The following is an 18,434-nucleotide window of genomic DNA, read 5'->3' on the forward strand; positions in this document are numbered from 1 at the left end:
CCTTTCCTTCCTTCTCGCCTACCGGGTTAGCTGACGGGTTCGGAGCAGGAAGGTCTCCTACGGGCCCCTCCGCACGGATGCGAAGGCGTCCGATTAACCCCAGGGACTTCGTGTGGGTCCCCGGCTCCCCAGGCTCGCGCCTGACGGGGACTCGGCGATGACTGTCCGATGCCGCGGGTGCGGCGGGTGCAACTGGCGAACAGCCGGACCGACGCTATGCGGATCGTCCGTCAATCACCAAAGAGACACGCCCGTTTGTAAGACTTGCCACAGGCCATACACCCGCCCTTCGCTTCAATTCGGACAAACGGAAGGACCCCGACGTATCGCCACGTCGGGGTCCTTCGGCAGAGCGAAACCCAATCAGCCGGTGACGACCGTCACTTCGCCGATGCCGAGGGCGCGCACCGGCTCCAGGATCTCCGAGGCGTCGCCGACGAGGATGGTGACGAGCCGGTCCACGGGGAAGGCGTTGACGACGGCCGCCGTCGCCTCCACCGTGCCGGTCTCGGCGAGCCGCGCGTACAACTGCGCCTGGAAATCGTCCGGGAGGTGCTGCTCGACCTGGTCTGCGAGGGTCCCCGCGACGGAGGCGGCGGTCTCGTACTTGAGCGGTGCCACGCCCACCAGGTTCTGCACGGCCACGTCGCGCTCGGCGTCGGTCAGGCCCCCGGCGGCGAGGGTGCGCAGCACCTTCCACAGGTCGTCAAGTGCCGGGCCGGTGTTGGGGGTGTCGACGGATCCGCTGATGGCGAGCATGGAGGCGCCGTGCCCCGCACCGTCGGAGCGCAGCACCTGGCCGAAGGCCCGGACACCGTAGGTGTAGCCCTTCTCCTCGCGCAGGACGCGGTCCAGGCGGGAGGTGAGCGTGCCGCCGAGGCAGTACGTGCCGAGGACCTGGGCGGGCCAGACGCGGTCGTGCCGGTCGGCGCCGACGCGGCCGATCAGCAGCTGGGTCTGGACGGCGCCCGGGCGGTCCACGATGACCACACGGCCGGTGTCGTCGGCGGTGATCGGCGGTACGGGACGGGGCTCGGCGGTGTCGCCCGTCCAGGCGCCCAGCGTCTCGGCGAGGATCTTGTCCAGGTCCACGTCGGTCAGGTCGCCGACGACCACCGCGGTGGCCGTGGACGGCCGGAGGTGCGCCTGGAAGAAGGCGCGGACGGCGGCGGCGTCGATGGCCTCCACCGTCTCCTCGGTGCCCTGGCGCGGCCGGGACATGCGGGAGTCGGCCGGGAAGAGCTCCTTGGAGAGCTGCTTGGCTGCCCGGCGGGCCGGGTTGGCCATCTCGTGCGGGATCTCGTCGAGCCGGTTGCGCACCAGCCGCTCGACCTCGGTGTCGAGGAACGCCGGCGCGATCAGGGCCTCGGAGAGCAGCCCGAGCGCCTTGGGCAGCCGGGAGACGGGGACCTCGAGGGAGACCCGTACGCCCGGGTGGTCGGCGTGCGCGTCGAGCGTGGCGCCGCAGCGCTCAAGCTCGGCGGCGAACTCCTCGGCGGTGTGCTGGTCGGTGCCCTCGGAGAGGGCACGGGACATGATCGTGGCGACCCCTTCGAGGCCCGCGGGCTCGGCCTCCAACGGTGCGTCGAAGAACAGCTCGACGGCCACGACCTGCTGGCCGGGACGGTGGCAGCGCAGCACGGTCAGGCCGTTGTCCAGGGCTCCGCGGTCCGGGGCGGGGAACGCCCAGGGCTTCGCGGCGCCCGCCTCCGGCTGCGGGTGGAAGGTCATGCTCGTCAAAGACGCGGCAGCGTCGGTCACTGGTCCGCTCCCTCTTCCTCGTCGCTGTCGCTCTGCTCGGTACCGATGGGCTCGTAGACCAGCACCGCGCGGTTGTCCGGACGGAGCCGCTCCGCGGCGACCGCCCGCACCTCCTCGGCGGTGACGTCCAGGACCCGGTTGACGGCGGTCAGGGCGAGCTGCGGGTCGCCGAACAGGACCGCGAAGCGGCACAGTTCGTCGGCACGGCCCGCGACCGTACCGAGCCGGTCCAGCCACTCGCGCTCCAACTGGGCCTGGGCGCGCTCCATCTCCTCGGGCGTCGGGCCCTCGGCCGCGAACCGGGCCAGCTCCTCGTCGACGGCGGTCTCGATCTCGGGCACCTCGACCCCGCCGGAGGTCTTGACGTCCAGCCAGCCCAGCGAGGGCGCGCCGGCGAGCCGCAGCAGCCCGAAACCGGCGGCCACGGCCGTGCGGTCGCGGCGGACCAGGCGGTTGTGGAGCCGGGAGGACTCGCCACCGCCGAGGACGGTCAGGGCGAGGTCGGCGGCGTCGCACGCGCGCGTGCCGTCGTGCGGGAGCCGGTAGGCGGCCATCAGCGCACGGGCCGGGACCTCCTCCTCGACGACCTCGCGCAGCTGCTCCCCGATGGTGTCGGGCAGCGTGCCGTCGCGCGGCGGCAGCTTGCCGTCGTGGGACGGGATGGAGCCGAAGTACTTCTCGATCCAGGCCAGCGTCTGCGCGGAGTCGATGTCGCCGACGACCGAGAGGACCACGTTGTTCGGCGCGTAGTACGTACGGAAGAAGGCCCGCGCGTCCTCCAGCGTCGCCGCGTCCAGGTCGGCCATGGAGCCGATCGGCGTGTGGTGGTACGGGTGGCCCTCCGGGTACGCGAGGGCGGTCAGCTTCTCGAAGGCCGTGCCGTACGGCACGTTGTCGTACCGCTGGCGGCGCTCGTTCTTGACGACGTCCCGCTGGTTCTCCATGGACTCGTCGTCCAGGGCGGCCAGCAGGGAGCCCATGCGGTCCGCCTCCAGCCAGAGCGCGAGCTCCAGCTGGTGGGTGGGCATGGTCTCGAAGTAGTTGGTGCGCTCGAAGCTCGTCGTGCCGTTGAGCGAGCCGCCCGCCCCCTGCACCAGCTCGAAGTGGCCGTTGCCGTGGACCTGCTTCGAGCCCTGGAACATCAGGTGCTCGAAGAGGTGGGCGAGGCCCGTACGGCCGGCGACCTCGTGGCGGGAGCCGACGTCGTACCAGAGGCACACCGCCGCGACCGGGGTCAGGTGGTCCTCGGAGAGCACCACACGCAGGCCGTTGGCCAGCCGGTGCTCGGTCGCTGTCAGGCCGCCTGAGCCGGCCTCTGCCGTGGCCGTGTGACCCATGGGCATGTACGTCCCTTCGATCGCGATATGGAAAAGTCCTGCCACCCTATGCAAGCGCACCGACACCTCGCGAAGTTCCCACAGGATCGCGGCTTCCCTCTTCCGGGTCGCGCGGGCCTCACGGACCGCTCGGACACCGCTCTCGGGGGCCCGTACCCGGGTCGCGGTCGGCGTTGTCGGTGGGACGGTCCACAATGGTCCGCGTCAGATCAACCTTGTTGGTGAAGGAGCCGCAGCCGCGATGGCCCGCCGCAGCACGAAGACACCGCCGCCGGACGACGCGTTCGAGGAGAGGATCCTCGACATCGACGTCGTCGACGAGATGCAGGGCTCCTTCCTCGAGTACGCGTACTCGGTGATCTACTCCCGCGCGCTGCCGGACGCCCGCGACGGCATGAAGCCCGTCCAGCGCCGCATCGTGTACCAGATGAACGAGATGGGGCTGCGCCCCGACCGCGGCTACGTGAAGTGCGCCCGTGTCGTCGGCGAGGTCATGGGCAAGCTGCACCCGCACGGTGACGCGTCGATCTACGACGCCATGGTGCGCATGGCCCAGCCGTTCTCCATGCGGCTCCCGCTGGTCGACGGCCACGGCAACTTCGGTTCGCTCGGCAACGACGACCCGCCGGCCGCCATGCGGTACACCGAGTCCAAGATGGCCGCCGCCGCGCTGATGATGACGGAGTCCATCGACGAGGACACCGTCGACTTCACGCCGAACTACGACGGCCAGGAGCGGGAGCCGGTCGCGCTGCCCGCCGCGTACCCGAACCTGCTGGTCAACGGCGCGTCGGGGATCGCGGTCGGCATGGCGACGAACATGCCCCCGCACAACCTGGGCGAGGTCATCGCGGCCGCCCGGCACCTGATCCGCCACCCGAACGCGGACCTTGAGGCGCTGATGCGCTTCGTGCCCGGCCCCGACCTGCCCACCGGCGGCCGGATCGTCGGCCTGTCCGGCATCAAGGACGCGTACGAGAACGGCCGCGGCACGTTCAAGATCCGCGCCACGACGACGATCGAGAACGTGACGGCCCGCCGCAAGGGCATCGTCGTCACCGAGCTGCCCTTCACGGTCGGCCCCGAGAAGGTCATCTCCAAGATCAAGGACCTGGTCGGCTCCAAGAAGCTCCAGGGCATCGCGGACGTCAAGGACCTGACCGACCGCAACCACGGCCTGCGCCTGGTCATCGAGGTCAAGAACGGCTTCGTGCCGGAGGCGGTCCTGGAGCAGCTCTACAAGCTGACGCCGATGGAGGAGTCCTTCGGCATCAACAACGTGGCGCTGGTCGACGGCCAGCCGCTCACGCTGGGCCTCAAGGAGCTCCTGGAGGTCTACCTCGACCACCGCTTCGACGTGGTGCGCCGGCGCTCGGAGTTCCGCCGGGGCAAGAAGCGCGACCGGCTGCACCTGGTCGAGGGCCTGCTCGTGGCGCTGCTCGACATCGACGAGGTCATCCGGCTCATCCGCTCCAGCGAGAACTCGGCGCAGGCCAAGGAGCGACTGATCGAGCGCTTCTCGCTGAGCGAGGTCCAGACGCAGTACATCCTGGACACCCCGCTGCGCCGGCTCACCAAGTTCGACCGGATCGAGCTGGAGACCGAGCGCGACCGGCTCAACGGCGAGATCGACGAGCTGACCGGGATCCTGGATTCCGACAGCGAGCTGCGCAAGCTGGTCTCGGCGGAACTGGCGGCGGTGGCGAAGAAGTTCGGCACCGACCGGCGCACGGTCCTGCTGGAGTCGGCCGGCGCCCCGGTCGCCGCCGTGTCCCTGGAGGTCGCGGACGACCCGTGCCGGGTGCTGCTGTCCTCGACGGGCCTGCTGGCCCGTACGGTGACGGAGGCGCTCCCGGCCGCCCGGGAGGGCAGGCGGGCGAAGCACGACGCGATCGTCTCGGCGGTCCCGGCGACCCAGCGCGGCGATGTCGGCGCGGTCACCTCGACGGGACGGCTGCTGCGGATCGCGGTGATCGACCTGCCCCAGCTGCCGGACACGGCCGCCGCGCCGAACCTGGCCGGCGGGGCGCCGCTGGCGGAGTTCCTCACCCTGGAGGACGACGAGACGGTGGTCTGCCTGACCACGCTCGACGAGTCCTCGCCGGGTCTGGCGCTCGGCACGCTCCAGGGCGTGGTGAAGCGCGTGGTGCCGGACTATCCGGCGAACAAGGACGAGTTGGAGGTCATCACCCTCAAGGAGGGTGACCGGATCGTCGGCGCGACCGAGCTGCGGACGGGCGAGGAGGACCTGGTCTTCATCACCTCCGACGCCCAGCTGCTGCGCTACCAGGCCGCGCAGGTGCGGCCCCAGGGCCGTCCGGCGGGCGGCATGGCGGGCATCAAGCTGACGGACGGCGCCGAGGTGATCTCGTTCACGGCGGTGGACCCGGCGGCGGACGCGGTGGTCTTCACGGTCGCGGGCTCCACGGGCACGCTGGACGACTCGGCCGCCACGTCGGCGAAGCTGACGCCGTTCGACCAGTACCCGCGCAAGGGGCGGGCGACCGGTGGCGTGCGCTGTCAGCGCTTCCTGAAGGGCGAGGACACGCTGATCCTGGCCTGGGCGGGCGCGACCCCGGCCTACGCCGCACAGCAGAACGGCACGCCTGCGGACCTGCCCGAGGTCGACCCGCGCCGCGACGGCTCCGGCACGCCGCTGCCGAAGCCTGTCGAGGTGGTGGCCGGCCCGGCGAGCTAGCCCTCGTCGGCCTCCGGATCCGACTGCTGTACGTACCGCAGGACGCCCCACATGCTGTGCTCGTCGGGGGCGTCCTGCGGGCCGTTCACCCGGCAGTCGTCCAGCTCCTTGCGCAGCGCTCCGGCGTCGACGCCGGAGCCGATCAGGACGAGCTGGGTGAGCCGGTCCTGCCCGGCCGCCCATGGCTCGGGGTAGAAGCGCAGGAACCTGCCGACGGCATGGACCGTGTAGCGGTTGGCGGGGTCGGCGGCGCCGAAGTCGACGAAGCCCTTGATGCGGTAGAGGCCTTCGGGGCGGGAGTCGAGGAACGCCATGAGCCTGCGCGGGTGGAGCGCGGTCTCCGAGGCCAGGGAGAACGTCTCGTAGGCCGCGTGCGGGTGGTCGCGGGCGTCGTCGTCCCCGTCCCCGTACAGCAGGTCCTCGATCGACATCTGTCCCTCGATCTCCCCCTCGGGCACGACCCGGTCGAAGAGCAGCTCGGGGTCGACCCGGCCGTGCGCGGCGCGGACCACGGCGGCGGGCCCGGCGAGCCGCCCGACGACCTCGTGGACGGCGTCCAGCTCGGTCTCCCCCACCCGGTCGGCCTTGTTGACGACGACGAGGTCGGCGAGGGCGAGGTGGCGGTCGGTCTCGGGGTGCGTGGCCCGCGTCCGCGCGAACTCGGCCGCGTCGACGACCTGGACGAGGCCGCCGTACACGACCCGCTCGTTCTCGCTGGCGAGGACCATCCGCACGAGCTCCTGGGGCTCGGCGAGACCGCTCGCCTCGATGACGATCACGTCGAGTCGGGACTCGGGGCGGGTGAGCACCTCCAGGTACTCGTCGAGCTCGCTCACGTCGACGGCGCAGCACAGGCAGCCGTTGCCGAGCGAGACGGTCGAGCCGACCTGCCCGGCGACGGTCATGGCGTCGATCCCGATGTCACCGAAGTCGTTGACCATGACCCCGATCCGGGTGCCCCGGGCACTGCGCAGCAGGTGGTTGAGCAGCGTCGTCTTCCCCGACCCGAGAAACCCGGAGAGAACGACGACGGGAATCTGCTGGCTGGTCAAGGAACCTCCGGAGACTCGAACCGATCAAAGCCCCCAGAATAGGCACGAGCCCCAGAATCCCCGCACCCGCCGGCGACGCGAAGCTGTCGCTTCCCGGGGCCCGCACCCGCCGACGGCGCGAACCGCCCACAGGCGGACCCGCACCTCTGCCTGGCCACTCGCACGGGGGTGGTGCGGGTGGGAACCCCAGCCCGGCCGGAGGCCGGGCGCACCCCCACCGGCCCGCGGCCGCCCGCACCACCCCCGCACCCACCCGCCGCCGCCCGCCCCAGGGCCCCGCACATTTCCGGTCCCAGCCCCCGCCCCGTACCGTTCCTGCATGAGCCCCGCCCCGCCCACCCCCACGCCGACACCCGCGCGCCGCCGGCGCCCGCGGTTCGGCTGGCCGCGGCGGGTCTTCGCCCAGGTCCTCCTGATGCAGCTGGCCATCGCCGCCGGTGTCACCGTGCTGGCCACCGGCCTCTTCCTCGCGCCGTTGAGCGACCAGCTCGACGACCAGGCCATGCGGCGCGCCCTGGCCATCGCCGAGACCACCTCCTCCCCACAGGTCGCGAGCGCGCTGGGGGCCTCCGGGCCATCCGCCCAGGGGCCGGTGCAGCGGGAGGCGGAGCGGATCCGGCGGGCCACCGGCGCCGAGTACGTCGTGATCATGGACACCCGGGGCGTGCGCTGGTCCCACACCGACCCGGCGCAGATCGGCAAGGTCGTCTCCACGGACCCCAGCGCCGCGCTCTCCGGGCGCGAGGTCATGGAGATCGACAGCGGCACGCTCGGCCGCTCGGCGCGCGGCAAGGCCCCGCTGCGGGACGCGGACGGGACGATCGTCGGGGCGGTCTCCGTCGGCATCGAGTACGACAGCGTCCACGACCGGCTCCTCGGGGCGATCCCCGGGCTCCTCGCGTACGCCGGCGGCGCCCTGGCGGCCGGTGCCCTCGCCGCGTACCTGATCTCCCGCAGGCTCCAGCGGCAGACCCACGACCTGGCGTTCTCCGACATCTCCGCGCTCCTCGCCGAGCGCGAGGCCATGCTCCACGGCATCCGTGAGGGCGTCGTCGCCCTCGACCGCGCCGGACGCGTCCGGCTCATGAACGACGAGGCGCAGCGGCTGCTCGGCATCGGCCCCGAAGCCACCGGAAGCCCCCTGGAGGAGGCGCTCGGCTCCGGTCGTACGGCCGACGTGCTGGCCGGCCGGGTCACGGGCGAGGACCTGGTGACCGTCCGGGGCCACCGCGTGCTCATCGCCAACCGGATGCCGACGGACGACGGTGGCGCCGTCGCCACGCTGCGCGACCGCACCGAGCTGGAGCGGCTCGGCCGCGAGCTGGACTCCACACGGGGACTGATCGACGCCCTGCGCGCCCAGGACCACGAGCACGCCAACCGGCTGCACACGCTCCTGGGGCTGCTTGAGCTGGAGATGCACGACGAGGCGGTCGAGTTCGTCACCGAGGTCGTCGGCGTCCACCGGGCCACCGCCGAGCAGGTCACCGAGAAGATCCACGACCCGCTGCTGGCCGCCCTCCTGGTCGGCAAAGCCACGGTCGCCGCCGAGCGGGGCGTGTCCCTGCGGATCTCGGCCGGCTCGCTGCTCCCCGACCGCGTGGTCGACCCGCGCGAGCTGGTCACGGTCGTCGGCAACCTCGTCGACAACGCCCTGGACGCCGCCGCGGGCACCGTCGACGCGCGCGTGGAGCTCGCCCTGCGGGCCGAGGGCCGTACGGCCGTCCTGCGGGTCTCCGACACCGGGCTCGGCGTCCCGGACGACCGGCGCGAACTCATCTTCACCGAGGGCTGGACCACGAAGGAGCTGCCGTCCCACGGCAAGCGGGGCCTGGGCCTCGCCCTGGTGCGCCGACTCGCCGAGCGTCAGGGCGGCAGCGCCCGGGTCGGCGCGGGCCCGGACGGCGGTGCCGAGTTCACCGTCGTCCTCCCGGAGGCCCTGAACGAGCCGGAGCCGGCCGAGCGTACGGAGCGTTCGGCCGTGGGAGAGCCGCGATGATCGACGTACTGGTCGTGGACGACGACACCCGCGTCGCACGGATCAACGCGGCCTACGTGACGAAGGTGCCCGGCTTCCGGGTCGTCGCCACCGCCCACTCCACGGCGGAGGCGCTCGCCCGGCTGAGCGAGGTCCCGGTCGACCTGATCCTGCTCGACCACTATCTGCCGGACGAGAACGGGCTCGCGGTCGTACGGGAACTGCGCCGCCTCGGCCACCAGACCGACGTGATCATGGTGACGGCGGCGCGCGACGTCGCGACCGTCCAGGCGGCGATGCGTCACGGCGCCCTGCAGTACCTGGTCAAGCCCTTCGCCTTCGCCGGCCTGCGCGCCAAGCTGGAGGCGTACGCGGCCCTGCGCAGCACCCTCGAAAGCGGCGGCGAGGCGGAACAGGCCGAGGTCGACCGCATCTTCGGCGCCCTCTCGGCGAGCGCGGTGGAGCCTGACCTGCCCAAGGGCCACTCCCCCACCACCGCGGAGCTCGTACGGCAGGTCCTGCTGGCCGCCGACGGGGCCTTGTCCGCGCAGGAGATCGCCGAGCGGGCGGGGGTCAGCCGGCAGACCGCGCAGCGCTACCTCAAGCTGCTCGAACGGGCCGGGCGCGTACGGCTGTCGCTGAAGTACGGCGAGACGGGCCGCCCGGAGCACCGCTACGTGTGGGCGAAGGCCACGGGCTGACCGCCTGCGTCACACCGCCCCGGCGCCCGTCAGCGCCCTGACCTCCGTCTCCGCGTGCTTGGCCGCGTCCGGCGGCTCGGAGGACGTGACCGTGCCGATCCAGCCCGCCAGGAAGCCGAGCGGGATGGAGACGAGCCCCGGGTTCTGGAGCGGGAAGACATGGAAGTCGACGCCCGGGAAGAGCGCCTCGGGGCTGCCGGAGACGACCGGCGAGAAGACCACGAGCAGCACGGCGGGGACCAGCCCTCCGTACACCGACCAGACCGCGCCGCGCGTGGTGAAGTTCCGCCAGAACAGCGAGTACAGCAGCACCGGAAGGTTGGCCGAGGCGGCGACCGCGAACGCGAGCCCGACCAGGAACGCCACGTTGAGGTCCCGGGCGAGCAGACCGAGCCCGATCGCGGCCACACCGATCCCCGCCGCGGCGATCCGCGCCACCGTCACCTCGCTGTACGGCTTCGCCCGCGCGCCCCGGCGGCGCAGCGACGCGTACAGGTCGTGGGCGACGGAGGCGGACGAGGCGAGCGTGATCCCGGCGACGACGGCCAGGATGGTGGCGAAGGCGATGGCGGCGACGATCGCGAACAGCACCGTGCCGCCGGTCGAGCCCGCTCCCCCGCCGAGGTCGAGCGCGAGCAGCGGTACGGCGGTGTTCCCGGCGGCGTTGGAGGCGCGGACAGCGTCGGGGCCGATGATCGCGGCGGCGCCGAAGCCGAGGACGATGGTCATGAGGTAGAAGCCGCCGATGAGTCCGATGGACCAGACGACCGAGCGGCGGGCGGCCCGCGCGGTCGGCACGGTGTAGAACCGGGACAGGATGTGCGGCAGGCCCGCGGTGCCCAGGACGAGCGCGAGACCGAGGCTGATGAAGTCCAGGCGCGCCGTCCACTCGCCGCCGTAGCGCAGTCCCGGTGCGAGGAAGTCCCGTCCGTGTCCGCTGCGTTCGGCGGCCGTGGCGAGAAGTTCGTTGAAGTCCCCGTGGAAGCGGAGCAGGACGAGCACGGTGAGGGCGATCGTGCCGGCCATGAGCAGCACGGCCTTGACGATCTGGATCCAGGTGGTGGCCCGCATGCCGCCGAGCGACACGTAGATCACCATCAGGGCGCCGACGCCGATCACGGTCCAGGACCGGGCGGCCTCGCTGGTGCCCCCGAGGAGCAGGGCGACCAAGCTGCCCGCGCCGACCATCTGGGCCACCAGGTAGAGCACCGAGACGGTGACGGAGGAGGTTCCGGCGGCGATCCGGACGGGACGCTCCGCCATCCGGGCCGCGACGACGTCGGCGAGCGTGAACCGGCCGCAGTTGCGGACCAGTTCGGCGACCAGGAGGAGGACGACCAGCCAGGCGACGAGGAAGCCGACGGAGTACAGCATGCCGTCGTAGCCGAAGAGGGCAATCAGACCGGAGATGCCGAGGAAGGAGGCGGCGGACATGTAGTCGCCCGCGATGGCGAAACCGTTCTCCAGAGGCGAGAAGAGCCGTCCTCCGGCGTAGAACTCCTCCGCCGAGCCGCGCCGGTTGCGGCTCACCCAGGTGGTGATCCCGAGGGTCACGGCGACGAAGACGCTGAACAGCAGCAGCGCGAGCATCTGATGGTCGTTGGTCACGGCCGCGCGCCCCGCGTCATCTCGTGCGCCCGCGTCTCGTCGAACACGGTCCAGCGCAGCTCGAGCGCCGCCCGGTCCCGGCGCAGCCGGGCATGCCGGGCGTAGGCCCAGGTCAGCAGGAAGGTGGTGAGGAACTGGCCGAGCCCGGCGAGCATCGCCACGTTCACCATCCCGACGACGGGCCGGGCCATCAGACCGGGCGCCGCCGTCGCCGCGACGACATAGGCGAGGTACCAGAGGAGGAAGGCGAGGGCCGCCGGGATCACGAACCGCCGGTAGCGGCTGCGTACTTCCTGGAACGCCGGGCTGCGCTGGACCTGCAGATAGATGTCGGCCCCGCCGGTGTCCGGCTGCTGCAGAGGTACCGTTCCGGCCGTCGTCGCGGCCGGTCCGGCCTCGGCGGCCGGTGTCTCCGCGTCGACCGACTCGCCCCAGCCGGAGGCGAGTGCGTCGTACCAGGGGTCGTCCATCCGCACCGCGGGGACGCCCGGCCCTTCGTGCTTCTCCACCGGTGAACTCTCCTTGTCAGCGAACCGTTTCGGCCGCGTGCCAAGGATGGACAGAGCGGGAAGATCCAGGACTCTTCTCCCTCTCCGCTTCACCCCATCAGGTGATGGTTTGCCCCGTTGGTGAGACGAGCCCGGACCGATATGCGTACCGGTCGGCCCGGGCCAGGGTCCGCCGGACAGGCCCTAGTGACCTGAGTCAGAGATTCGTCGTTAATCGGGCATGAGTCGTCCGGGTCCGAAGATTCCGCCGTTGTCGGTCACTGATGCCCAGCGGGCTGTGCTGGAGGGCTGGTTGCGTCGCCGCACGACGGCCCAGGCTCTGGCCCAACGCTCGCGGATCGTGCTGGAGTGCGCCGAAGGCCACTCGATCATGGAGGTATCCCGCCGGCTGCGGATCACTCCGGACACGGTCCGCACCTGGCGACGCCGCTTCATCGAGCGGGGACTGGACGGTTTGTGTGACGACCCGCGGCCCGGTGTCCCACGGAAGATCACCGACGCTGATGTCGAGCGGGTGATCGTCAAGACGCTGGAGGAGACCCCGAAGAACGCCACCCACTGGTCGACCAGGTCGATGGCGGTGGCCACAGGCATGTCGCAGTCGACGGTCTCGCGGATCTGGCGGGCGTTCGCACTGGCGCCGCACCGGTCGCAGACGTTCAAACTGTCCACCGACCCGCTGTTCATCGACAAGGTCCGTGACGTCGTCGGCCTCTATCTCGATCCGCCGGAGAAGGCCCTGGTTCTCTGCGTGGACGAGAAGTCGCAGATCCAGGCCCTGGACCGGTCCCAGCCGGTCCTGCCGATGGTGCCCGGCGTTCCCGAACGCCGCAGCCACGACTACGTCCGGGCCGGAACGACCACCCTCTTCGCCGCCCTCGAGGCCGCTACCGGCAAGGTGATCGGCTCCCTCCACGGACGCCACCGGGCGGCGGAGTTCAAGAAGTTCCTGACCAAGCTCGACAAAGAAGTCCCAGCTGATCTGCAGGTGCATCTGATCCTGGACAACTACGCGACCCACAAGACAGCGGACATCAAGCGGTGGCTGCTGGCCCACCCACGGTTCCACCTGCACTTCACGCCGACCAGCGCGTCCTGGCTGAACCTGGTGGAACGGTGGTTCGCCGAGCTCACCCAGAAGAAGCTCAAACGCGGCGTCCACCGCTCCGTCCAAGCCCTCGAACGCGACATCCGGACCTGGCTCGCCGACTGGAACGAGCATCCCAGGCCCTTCGTCTGGACGAAGACCGCAGACGAGATCCTCGACGAAGTCGCCACCTACTGCCGACGAATCTCTGACTCAGGTCACTAGGCGTCGATCCGCGAACGGTCGAGCGTCGCCGCGGAGCTGGTGATGAACTCCTTGCGGGGCGCCACGTCGTTGCCCATGAGCAGGTCGAAGACCTGCTCGGCCGAGTCCAGGTCTCCGATGTTGATCCGGCGCAGGGTCCGGTGGCGCGGGTCCATGGTGGTCTCCGCCAGCTGGTCGGCGTCCATCTCTCCGAGGCCCTTGTAGCGCTGGATGGCGTCCTTGTAGCGGATGCCCTTGCGCTGGTACTCGAGCAGGGTCTGGCGCAGCTCGTTGTCCGAGTACGTGTAGACGTACTTGTCCTGGCCCTTCTTGGGCTGGACGAGCTCGATCCGGTGCAGCGGCGGCACGGCGGCGAAGACCCGGCCGGCCTCGACCATGGGGCGCATGTAGCGCTGGAAGAGGGTCAGCAGCAGGCAGCGGATGTGCGCGCCGTCGACGTCGGCGTCGACGAGGAGGACGATCTTGCCGTAGCGGGCCGCGTCGATGTCGAAGGTCCGGCCCGAGCCGGCTCCTATGACCTGGATGATCGCCCCGCACTCGGCGTTCTTGAGCATGTCCGAGACCGAGGACTTCTGGACGTTGAGGATCTTGCCGCGGATCGGCAGCAGGGCCTGGAACTCGCTGTTGCGGGCGAGCTTGGCGGTGCCGAGCGCGGAGTCTCCCTCGACGATGAAGAGCTCGCTGCGCTCGACGTCGTCGCTGCGGCAGTCGGCGAGCTTGGCCGGCAGGGAGGAGGACTCCAGCGCGGTCTTCCGGCGCTGCGCGTCCTTGTGCTGGCGGGCGGCGATACGGGTCCTGGCGGCCGCCACGGCCTTCTCCAGGACGGCCCGGGCCTGGGCCTTGGCGTCACGCTTGGTGGACGTCAGGAAGGCCTTCAGCTCCTTGGCGATCACGTTGGCGACGATCCGGCGGGCCGCCGAGGTGCCGAGCACCTCCTTGGTCTGCCCCTCGAACTGCGGCTCGGCGAGCCGGACCGTCACGACGGCCGTGAGCCCCTCCAGGGCGTCGTCCTTGACGATGTCGTCCTCGGCGACCCGCAGCATCTTGGCGGAGCGCAGGACCTCGTTGACCGTCTTGGTGATGGCCTGCTCGAAGCCCGAGACATGGGTGCCGCCCTTGGGGGTGGCGATGATGTTGACGAAGGACTTGACCGTGGCGTCGTAGCCGGTCCCCCAGCGCAGGGCCACGTCGACGCCCAGCTCACGGGTGACCTCGGTGGGCGTCATGTGCCCGCGGTCGTCGAGGACCGGGACGGTCTCCTTGAAGGTGCCCTGGCCGGTCAGCCGCAGCACGTCGCAGACGGCCTTGTCCTGGGCCAGGAACTCGCAGAACTCGCTGATGCCGCCGTCGAAGCGGAACATCTCCTCGCTCTTGCCCACGCCCGCCAGGTCCCGCTCGTCGCGAACCACGATGGTCAGGCCGGGCACCAGGAAGGCGGTCTGCCGCGCGCGCTGGTGCAGGCTCTCCAGGGCGAGCTTGGCGTCCTTGAGGAAGATCTGCCGGTCCGCCCAGTACCGCACGCGGGTGCCGGTGCGGGTCTTGGGGACGCGCTTGCCCTTCAGCAGGCCGTTGGCCGGGTCGAAGGGGCTGTCGGGGCCCTGCTCGGTGAAGATCCCGGGGACGCCGCGGCGGAAGCTGATCGCGTGGGTGGCCCCGTTCCGGTCGACCTCGACGTCGAGCCGGGCCGAGAGCGCGTTCACCACGGACGCGCCGACGCCGTGCAGACCGCCGGAGGCCGCGTACGAGCCGCCGCCGAACTTTCCGCCCGCGTGCAGCTTGGTCATGACGACCTCGACACCGGAGAGCCCGGTCTTGGGCTCGACGTCGACCGGGATGCCCCGGCCGTTGTCGCGCACCTCGACGGAGCCGTCCTCGTGGAGGATCACGTCGATGTGGTCGCAGTAGCCACCGAGAGCCTCGTCGACGGAGTTGTCGATGATCTCCCAGAGGCAGTGCATCAGGCCGCGGCTGTCGGTGGACCCGATGTACATTCCGGGGCGCTTGCGGACCGCTTCGAGCCCTTCGAGTACGAGCAGGTGCCGCGCGGTGTAGTTGGAACCGTCACGGTCTGCGGTCAGCAGCGCACTGGACGGCACGGACGTTTCGGCGGTCACGCGGTTCGCTCCTCGCTGAATTTGAAAACTGGCCCGGTGGGGTAAGGCCCGGCGTCGGTCACCGGTCAGAGGGTACCGATGCCTGGTAGAGCCGTTGTCACGCCACCCTCCTGATTTCTCATGCTAGTGCAGAGTCGCATGGGTGTTCGATCCCTCGAAGGGGTGACGCGAACATCACGTTCCCTTCCAGGCATGAACCATTTAGGCTCCGGGCACGTCCTCATGAACAACCGGCAACCCAGCCGGGAGGACGAAACCGAGACAAGCAATGCGAAATCCGTAGAGCGAAGCAATACGGCTCATTCGCCGCCAACCGGCAGCAGCAGCCACCTCGGGAAGAAGTTTCGAGGAAAAGCCACGAGCGGGAACGTTTTCGGCCTGGTTGGATGTTGACCCTGGTACGACAGCTCGTCGAGCTAGAGAAGAGGCGACGTGACTACTGTTCTGACCCCCGCGAGCCCCCTGACGGCCGCTGACCGCTGCGACCGCTGCGGCGCCCAGGCGTACCTGCGCGTCGTCCTGACCAGCGGTGGTGACTTGCTCTTCTGCGCCCATCACGGTCGCAAGTTCGAGCCGGAACTCAAGAAGATCGCCGCGGAAATACAGGATGAGACGGACCGGCTCACCGACGTGCCGGCCAAGGCAGTAGACGAGGACCGCTGACGCCTCGCATCACGACGAGCCATGGGCCGGTCGCTGACCGGACGACGGGCGGCCACCCCCGTGTTCAGGGGGTGGCCGCCCGTTCTCGCGCCCTCTCGTGCGCGTGCGAGAAGGCTCAGAAGTTCGCCGGCAGCACCGTCGAGACGCGGGTGTAGACGCCCGGGTTCTCGGGCTGCCCGCAGCCGCTGCCCCAGGACACCAGGCCGACGAGCCGTCCCTGGGCCACCAGCGGCCCGCCGCTGTCCCCCTGGCAGGCGTCCCTGCCGCCCTGCGGATCGCCGGCGCACAGCATCGTGCCGGCCTGGTACGCGGCTCCGAAGCCGCCCGGGTAGGCCCGCTCGCACGCGGCGTCGGGCAGCACCTGTACCCGCGCCGAGCGCAGGGCGGAGGCGTAGGTCCCGTTTCCGGTGGCGTCCCCCCACCCGTACACGTCCGCCGCCGTCCCCGGCGTCTCGGCCGTGTCACCGGGGACGGCGGTCCCGATCACGTACGACTGCGGCAGCGGGCTCGCCAGCGTGAGCACGGCGAGGTCGTTGGTGTTGGCCGTCGGGTCGTACTCCGGACTGATCCACGTCTCCGAGACCCGGACCTCCTGTCCGCCCTGGCCGAGCAGGGCGCTGCGGCCCGCGATGACCTTGAAGTCGGACAGCTGCCAGGGTTCGCCTCCCAGGACCTCCCGGCCCATGCAGTGGGCCGCGGTGAGCACCTTCGTGGGGGCCACCACCACACCTCCGCAGAACTGACCCCCGCGCGTACCTCCGAACCGGTCACGGCTGGAGAGCGCCACGGCCCAGGGAGCGTCCGCGGTCGCCGCTGGCTGCCCGCCGACCACGACGCTGTCGGCGGCCGCGGGAGCGGTGGCGGCGAACGGACCGGCCGCCGCCGAGATCAGGCCCAGGGCAGTGGTCACTGCTCGGGCGATGGGGCGACGCATAGAGCCTCCTGACTCTCCGGTGATGTCGGTTCACCCAGCGTCGTCCAGGCCCTGCCGTCGTGCACCCGCGCAATGCCGAAGGGCCCGGTCCCCTTTCGGGGAACCGGGCCCTTCGGCTCGTACGACCGCGGACTAGTCGAGGTAGTCGCGCAGGACCTGCGAGCGGGACGGGTGGCGCAGCTTCGACATGGTCTTCGACTCGATCTGGCGGATGCGCTCACGCGTCACGCCGTAGACCTTGCCGATCTCGTCCAGCGTCTTCGGCTGGCCGTCGGTCAGACCGAAGCGCATGGAGACCACGCCGGCCTCACGCTCGGAGAGCGTGTCGAGGACCGAGTGCAGCTGCTCCTGGAGCAGCGTGAAGCTGACCGCGTCGGCCGGGACGACCGCCTCGGAGTCCTCGATCAGGTCACCGAACTCGCTGTCGCCGTCCTCACCCAGCGGGGTGTGGAGGGAGATCGGCTCGCGGCCGTATTTCTGGACCTCGATGACCTTCTCCGGGGTCATGTCGAGCTCCTTGGCCAGCTCCTCCGGAGTGGGCTCGCGGCCCAGGTCCTGGAGCATCTGGCGCTGGACGCGCGCGAGCTTGTTGATGACCTCGACCATGTGCACCGGGATACGGATGGTGCGGGCCTGGTCGGCCATGGCGCGGGTGATCGCCTGACGGATCCACCAGGTGGCGTACGTGGAGAACTTGTAGCCCTTGGTGTAGTCGAACTTCTCGACGGCGCGGATCAGACCCAGGTTGCCCTCCTGGATCAGGTCCAGGAAGAGCATGCCGCGGCCGGTGTAGCGCTTGGCCAGCGAGACCACCAGGCGGAGGTTGGCCTCCAGGAGGTGGTTCTTGGCGCGGCGGCCGTCCTCGGCGATGATCTCCAGCTCGCGCTTGAGCTTGGGCGCCAGCTTGTCGGAGTTGGCCAGCTTGTCCTCGGCGAACAGACCGGCCTCGATGCGCTTGGCGAGCTCGACCTCCTGCTCGGCGTTGAGCAGCGGGACCTTGCCGATCTGCTTCAGGTAGTCCTTGACCGGGTCGGCGGTGGCACCGGCGACCGCGACCTGCTGCGCCGGGGCGTCGTCCTCGTCGTCGTCGGACAGTACGAAGCCCTTGTTCTCGCCCTCGGCCTCTTCGTCCTCACCCTTGCCGGGCGCGACGTCGTCGATGAGCTCCTCGCCCTCGACGACCTCGTCGGCGTCCTTCTTGGCGGCGGTCTTCTTGGCCGTCGTCTTCTTGGCGACGGTCTTCTTCGCGACCGTCTTCTTGGCCGCGGTCTTCTTCGCGGCCGCCTTCTTGGCCGGCGCTCCGGCCTCGTCGGCCGGGTCCGCGCTCTCTGCCGCCGGGGCCGCCGTGGCGGCCGAGACGGTCTTCGTCACGGTCGTCTTGGCGGTGACGGTCTTGGTGGCGGTGCGCTTGGCCGGGCTCTTCGCTGCGACGCTCTTGCGGGCGCGCTTCGGCGACTCCGCTGCACTGACCATCAGCGTCACACCCTCTTCCTCGAGGATCTGGTTGAGGCTGCGCAGAACATTCTTCCACTGGGTTGGCGGAATCTGGTCAGCCTCGAAGGCCCGACGCACGTCATCGCCGGCGATCTGCCCATCAGCCTTTCCCCGCTCGATGAGCGCCATCACAGACTCGGACTCGGCGATCTCCGGCGGGAGCGTACGGGATGTGCTGGCCGACACGAACAACCTCTCGGAACGATGGAAAACGGCTTCCGGCCCCGCCCATGATCGGGCCGGAGCCGACGACCGTCGACGGGGAATGTGCCG

At 70.6% G+C, this 18,434-nt stretch carries 13 protein-coding genes and 1 riboswitch; of the genes, 5 read left to right on the forward strand and 8 right to left on the reverse strand.

Annotated elements, in window-relative coordinates; all coding sequences use genetic code 11:
• Window positions 1-167, reverse strand: a riboswitch (cyclic di-AMP (ydaO/yuaA leader).
• A 196-nt stretch (window positions 168-363) separates the two neighbouring features.
• Together Q5762_RS19095 and Q5762_RS19100 are read right to left on the reverse strand one after the other, a co-directional pair.
• Window positions 364-1,731: a pitrilysin family protein gene (locus Q5762_RS19095; RefSeq protein ID WP_315893450.1), complete on the reverse strand. Its 1,368-nt coding sequence runs from the start codon at window positions 1,729-1,731 to the stop codon at window positions 364-366.
• A 26-nt stretch (window positions 1,732-1,757) separates the two neighbouring features.
• Window positions 1,758-3,104 carry a pitrilysin family protein gene (locus tag Q5762_RS19100; protein ID WP_315893361.1) on the reverse strand — a complete coding sequence of 449 codons (1,347 nt, stop codon included), beginning with the start codon at window positions 3,102-3,104 and terminating at the stop codon, window positions 1,758-1,760.
• Window positions 3,105-3,339: 235 nt separating this feature from the next.
• Between Q5762_RS19100 and Q5762_RS19105 the strand changes: the two genes are divergently transcribed.
• Window positions 3,340-5,796: a DNA topoisomerase IV subunit A gene (locus Q5762_RS19105; protein ID WP_315893362.1), complete on the forward strand. Its 2,457-nt coding sequence runs from the start codon at window positions 3,340-3,342 to the stop codon at window positions 5,794-5,796.
• Here the strand turns inward: Q5762_RS19105 and Q5762_RS19110 are convergent.
• A complete protein-coding gene (locus tag Q5762_RS19110) occupies window positions 5,793-6,848 on the reverse strand; it encodes a GTP-binding protein (protein ID WP_315893363.1) in 1,056 nt (351 codons plus the stop codon). The genes Q5762_RS19105 and Q5762_RS19110 overlap by 4 nt on opposite strands.
• 319 nt (window positions 6,849-7,167) lie before the next feature.
• Here Q5762_RS19110 and Q5762_RS19115 point away from each other — a divergent pair, with 319 nt between their 5' ends.
• Together Q5762_RS19115 and Q5762_RS19120 are read left to right on the forward strand one after the other, a co-directional pair.
• Window positions 7,168-8,847, forward strand: a complete 1,680-nt coding sequence (locus Q5762_RS19115; protein WP_315893364.1) for a sensor histidine kinase — start codon at window positions 7,168-7,170, stop codon at window positions 8,845-8,847.
• The gene (locus Q5762_RS19120; RefSeq protein WP_315893365.1) at window positions 8,844-9,527 is read left to right on the forward strand and encodes a response regulator; all 684 of its coding nucleotides are present in this window, start codon (window positions 8,844-8,846) and stop codon (window positions 9,525-9,527) included. The genes Q5762_RS19115 and Q5762_RS19120 overlap by 4 nt, the downstream gene beginning before the upstream one ends.
• Before the next feature lie 9 nt (window positions 9,528-9,536).
• Here the strand turns inward: Q5762_RS19120 and Q5762_RS19125 are convergent, their stop codons facing one another.
• Window positions 9,537-11,135: a cation acetate symporter gene (locus Q5762_RS19125; RefSeq protein ID WP_315893366.1), complete on the reverse strand. Its 1,599-nt coding sequence runs from the start codon at window positions 11,133-11,135 to the stop codon at window positions 9,537-9,539.
• The gene (locus Q5762_RS19130; protein WP_399495205.1) at window positions 11,132-11,644 is read right to left on the reverse strand and encodes a DUF485 domain-containing protein; all 513 of its coding nucleotides are present in this window, start codon (window positions 11,642-11,644) and stop codon (window positions 11,132-11,134) included. Before Q5762_RS19130 ends, Q5762_RS19125 begins: the two co-directional genes overlap by 4 nt.
• Window positions 11,645-11,864: 220 nt before the next feature.
• Between Q5762_RS19130 and Q5762_RS19135 the strand changes: the two genes are divergently transcribed.
• Window positions 11,865-12,956, forward strand: a complete 1,092-nt coding sequence (locus tag Q5762_RS19135; RefSeq protein WP_315893367.1) for an IS630 family transposase — start codon at window positions 11,865-11,867, stop codon at window positions 12,954-12,956.
• On the opposite strand, the gene Q5762_RS19140 is transcribed toward Q5762_RS19135, so the two are convergent.
• Window positions 12,953-15,070, reverse strand: a complete 2,118-nt coding sequence (locus tag Q5762_RS19140) for a DNA topoisomerase IV subunit B (protein WP_315893368.1) — start codon at window positions 15,068-15,070, stop codon at window positions 12,953-12,955. The two genes, Q5762_RS19135 and Q5762_RS19140, sit on opposite strands and share 4 nt — an antisense overlap.
• A gap of 432 nt (window positions 15,071-15,502) precedes the next feature.
• Between Q5762_RS19140 and Q5762_RS19145 the strand changes: the two genes are divergently transcribed.
• The gene (locus tag Q5762_RS19145) at window positions 15,503-15,733 is read left to right on the forward strand and encodes a hypothetical protein (RefSeq protein ID WP_137992866.1); all 231 of its coding nucleotides are present in this window, start codon (window positions 15,503-15,505) and stop codon (window positions 15,731-15,733) included.
• 115 nt (window positions 15,734-15,848) lie between these two features.
• Here the strand turns inward: Q5762_RS19145 and Q5762_RS19150 are convergent, their stop codons facing one another.
• Window positions 15,849-16,667, reverse strand: coding sequence for a serine protease (locus Q5762_RS19150; RefSeq protein ID WP_315893369.1), 819 nt, complete (start codon window positions 16,665-16,667; stop codon window positions 15,849-15,851).
• Between the two features lie 132 nt (window positions 16,668-16,799).
• Window positions 16,800-18,347 (reverse strand): RNA polymerase sigma factor, encoded by a 1,548-nt coding sequence (locus tag Q5762_RS19155; RefSeq protein ID WP_315893370.1) that lies wholly within the window; start codon window positions 18,345-18,347, stop codon window positions 16,800-16,802.
• Window positions 18,348-18,434 lie beyond the last annotated feature (87 nt).

Origin of the sequence: Streptomyces sp. P9(2023) (genome assembly GCF_032436795.1) — a bacterium.
Lineage (GTDB): Bacteria > Actinomycetota > Actinomycetes > Streptomycetales > Streptomycetaceae > Streptomyces.

Excerpts from the sequence above, each read along its gene's own strand:
- Q5762_RS19095 (WP_315893450.1), bottom strand. The coding sequence starts at position 1,731 with ATGACCTTCCACCCGCAGCCGGAGGCGGGCGCCGCGAAGCCCTGGGCG.
- Q5762_RS19100 (WP_315893361.1), bottom strand. The coding sequence starts at position 3,104 with ATGCCCATGGGTCACACGGCCACGGCAGAGGCCGGCTCAGGCGGCCTG.
- Q5762_RS19105 (WP_315893362.1), top strand. The coding sequence starts at position 3,340 with ATGGCCCGCCGCAGCACGAAGACACCGCCGCCGGACGACGCGTTCGAG.
- Q5762_RS19115 (WP_315893364.1), top strand. The coding sequence starts at position 7,168 with ATGAGCCCCGCCCCGCCCACCCCCACGCCGACACCCGCGCGCCGCCGG.
- Q5762_RS19120 (WP_315893365.1), top strand. The coding sequence starts at position 8,844 with ATGATCGACGTACTGGTCGTGGACGACGACACCCGCGTCGCACGGATC.
- Q5762_RS19135 (WP_315893367.1), top strand. The coding sequence starts at position 11,865 with ATGAGTCGTCCGGGTCCGAAGATTCCGCCGTTGTCGGTCACTGATGCC.
- Q5762_RS19150 (WP_315893369.1), bottom strand. The coding sequence starts at position 16,667 with ATGCGTCGCCCCATCGCCCGAGCAGTGACCACTGCCCTGGGCCTGATC.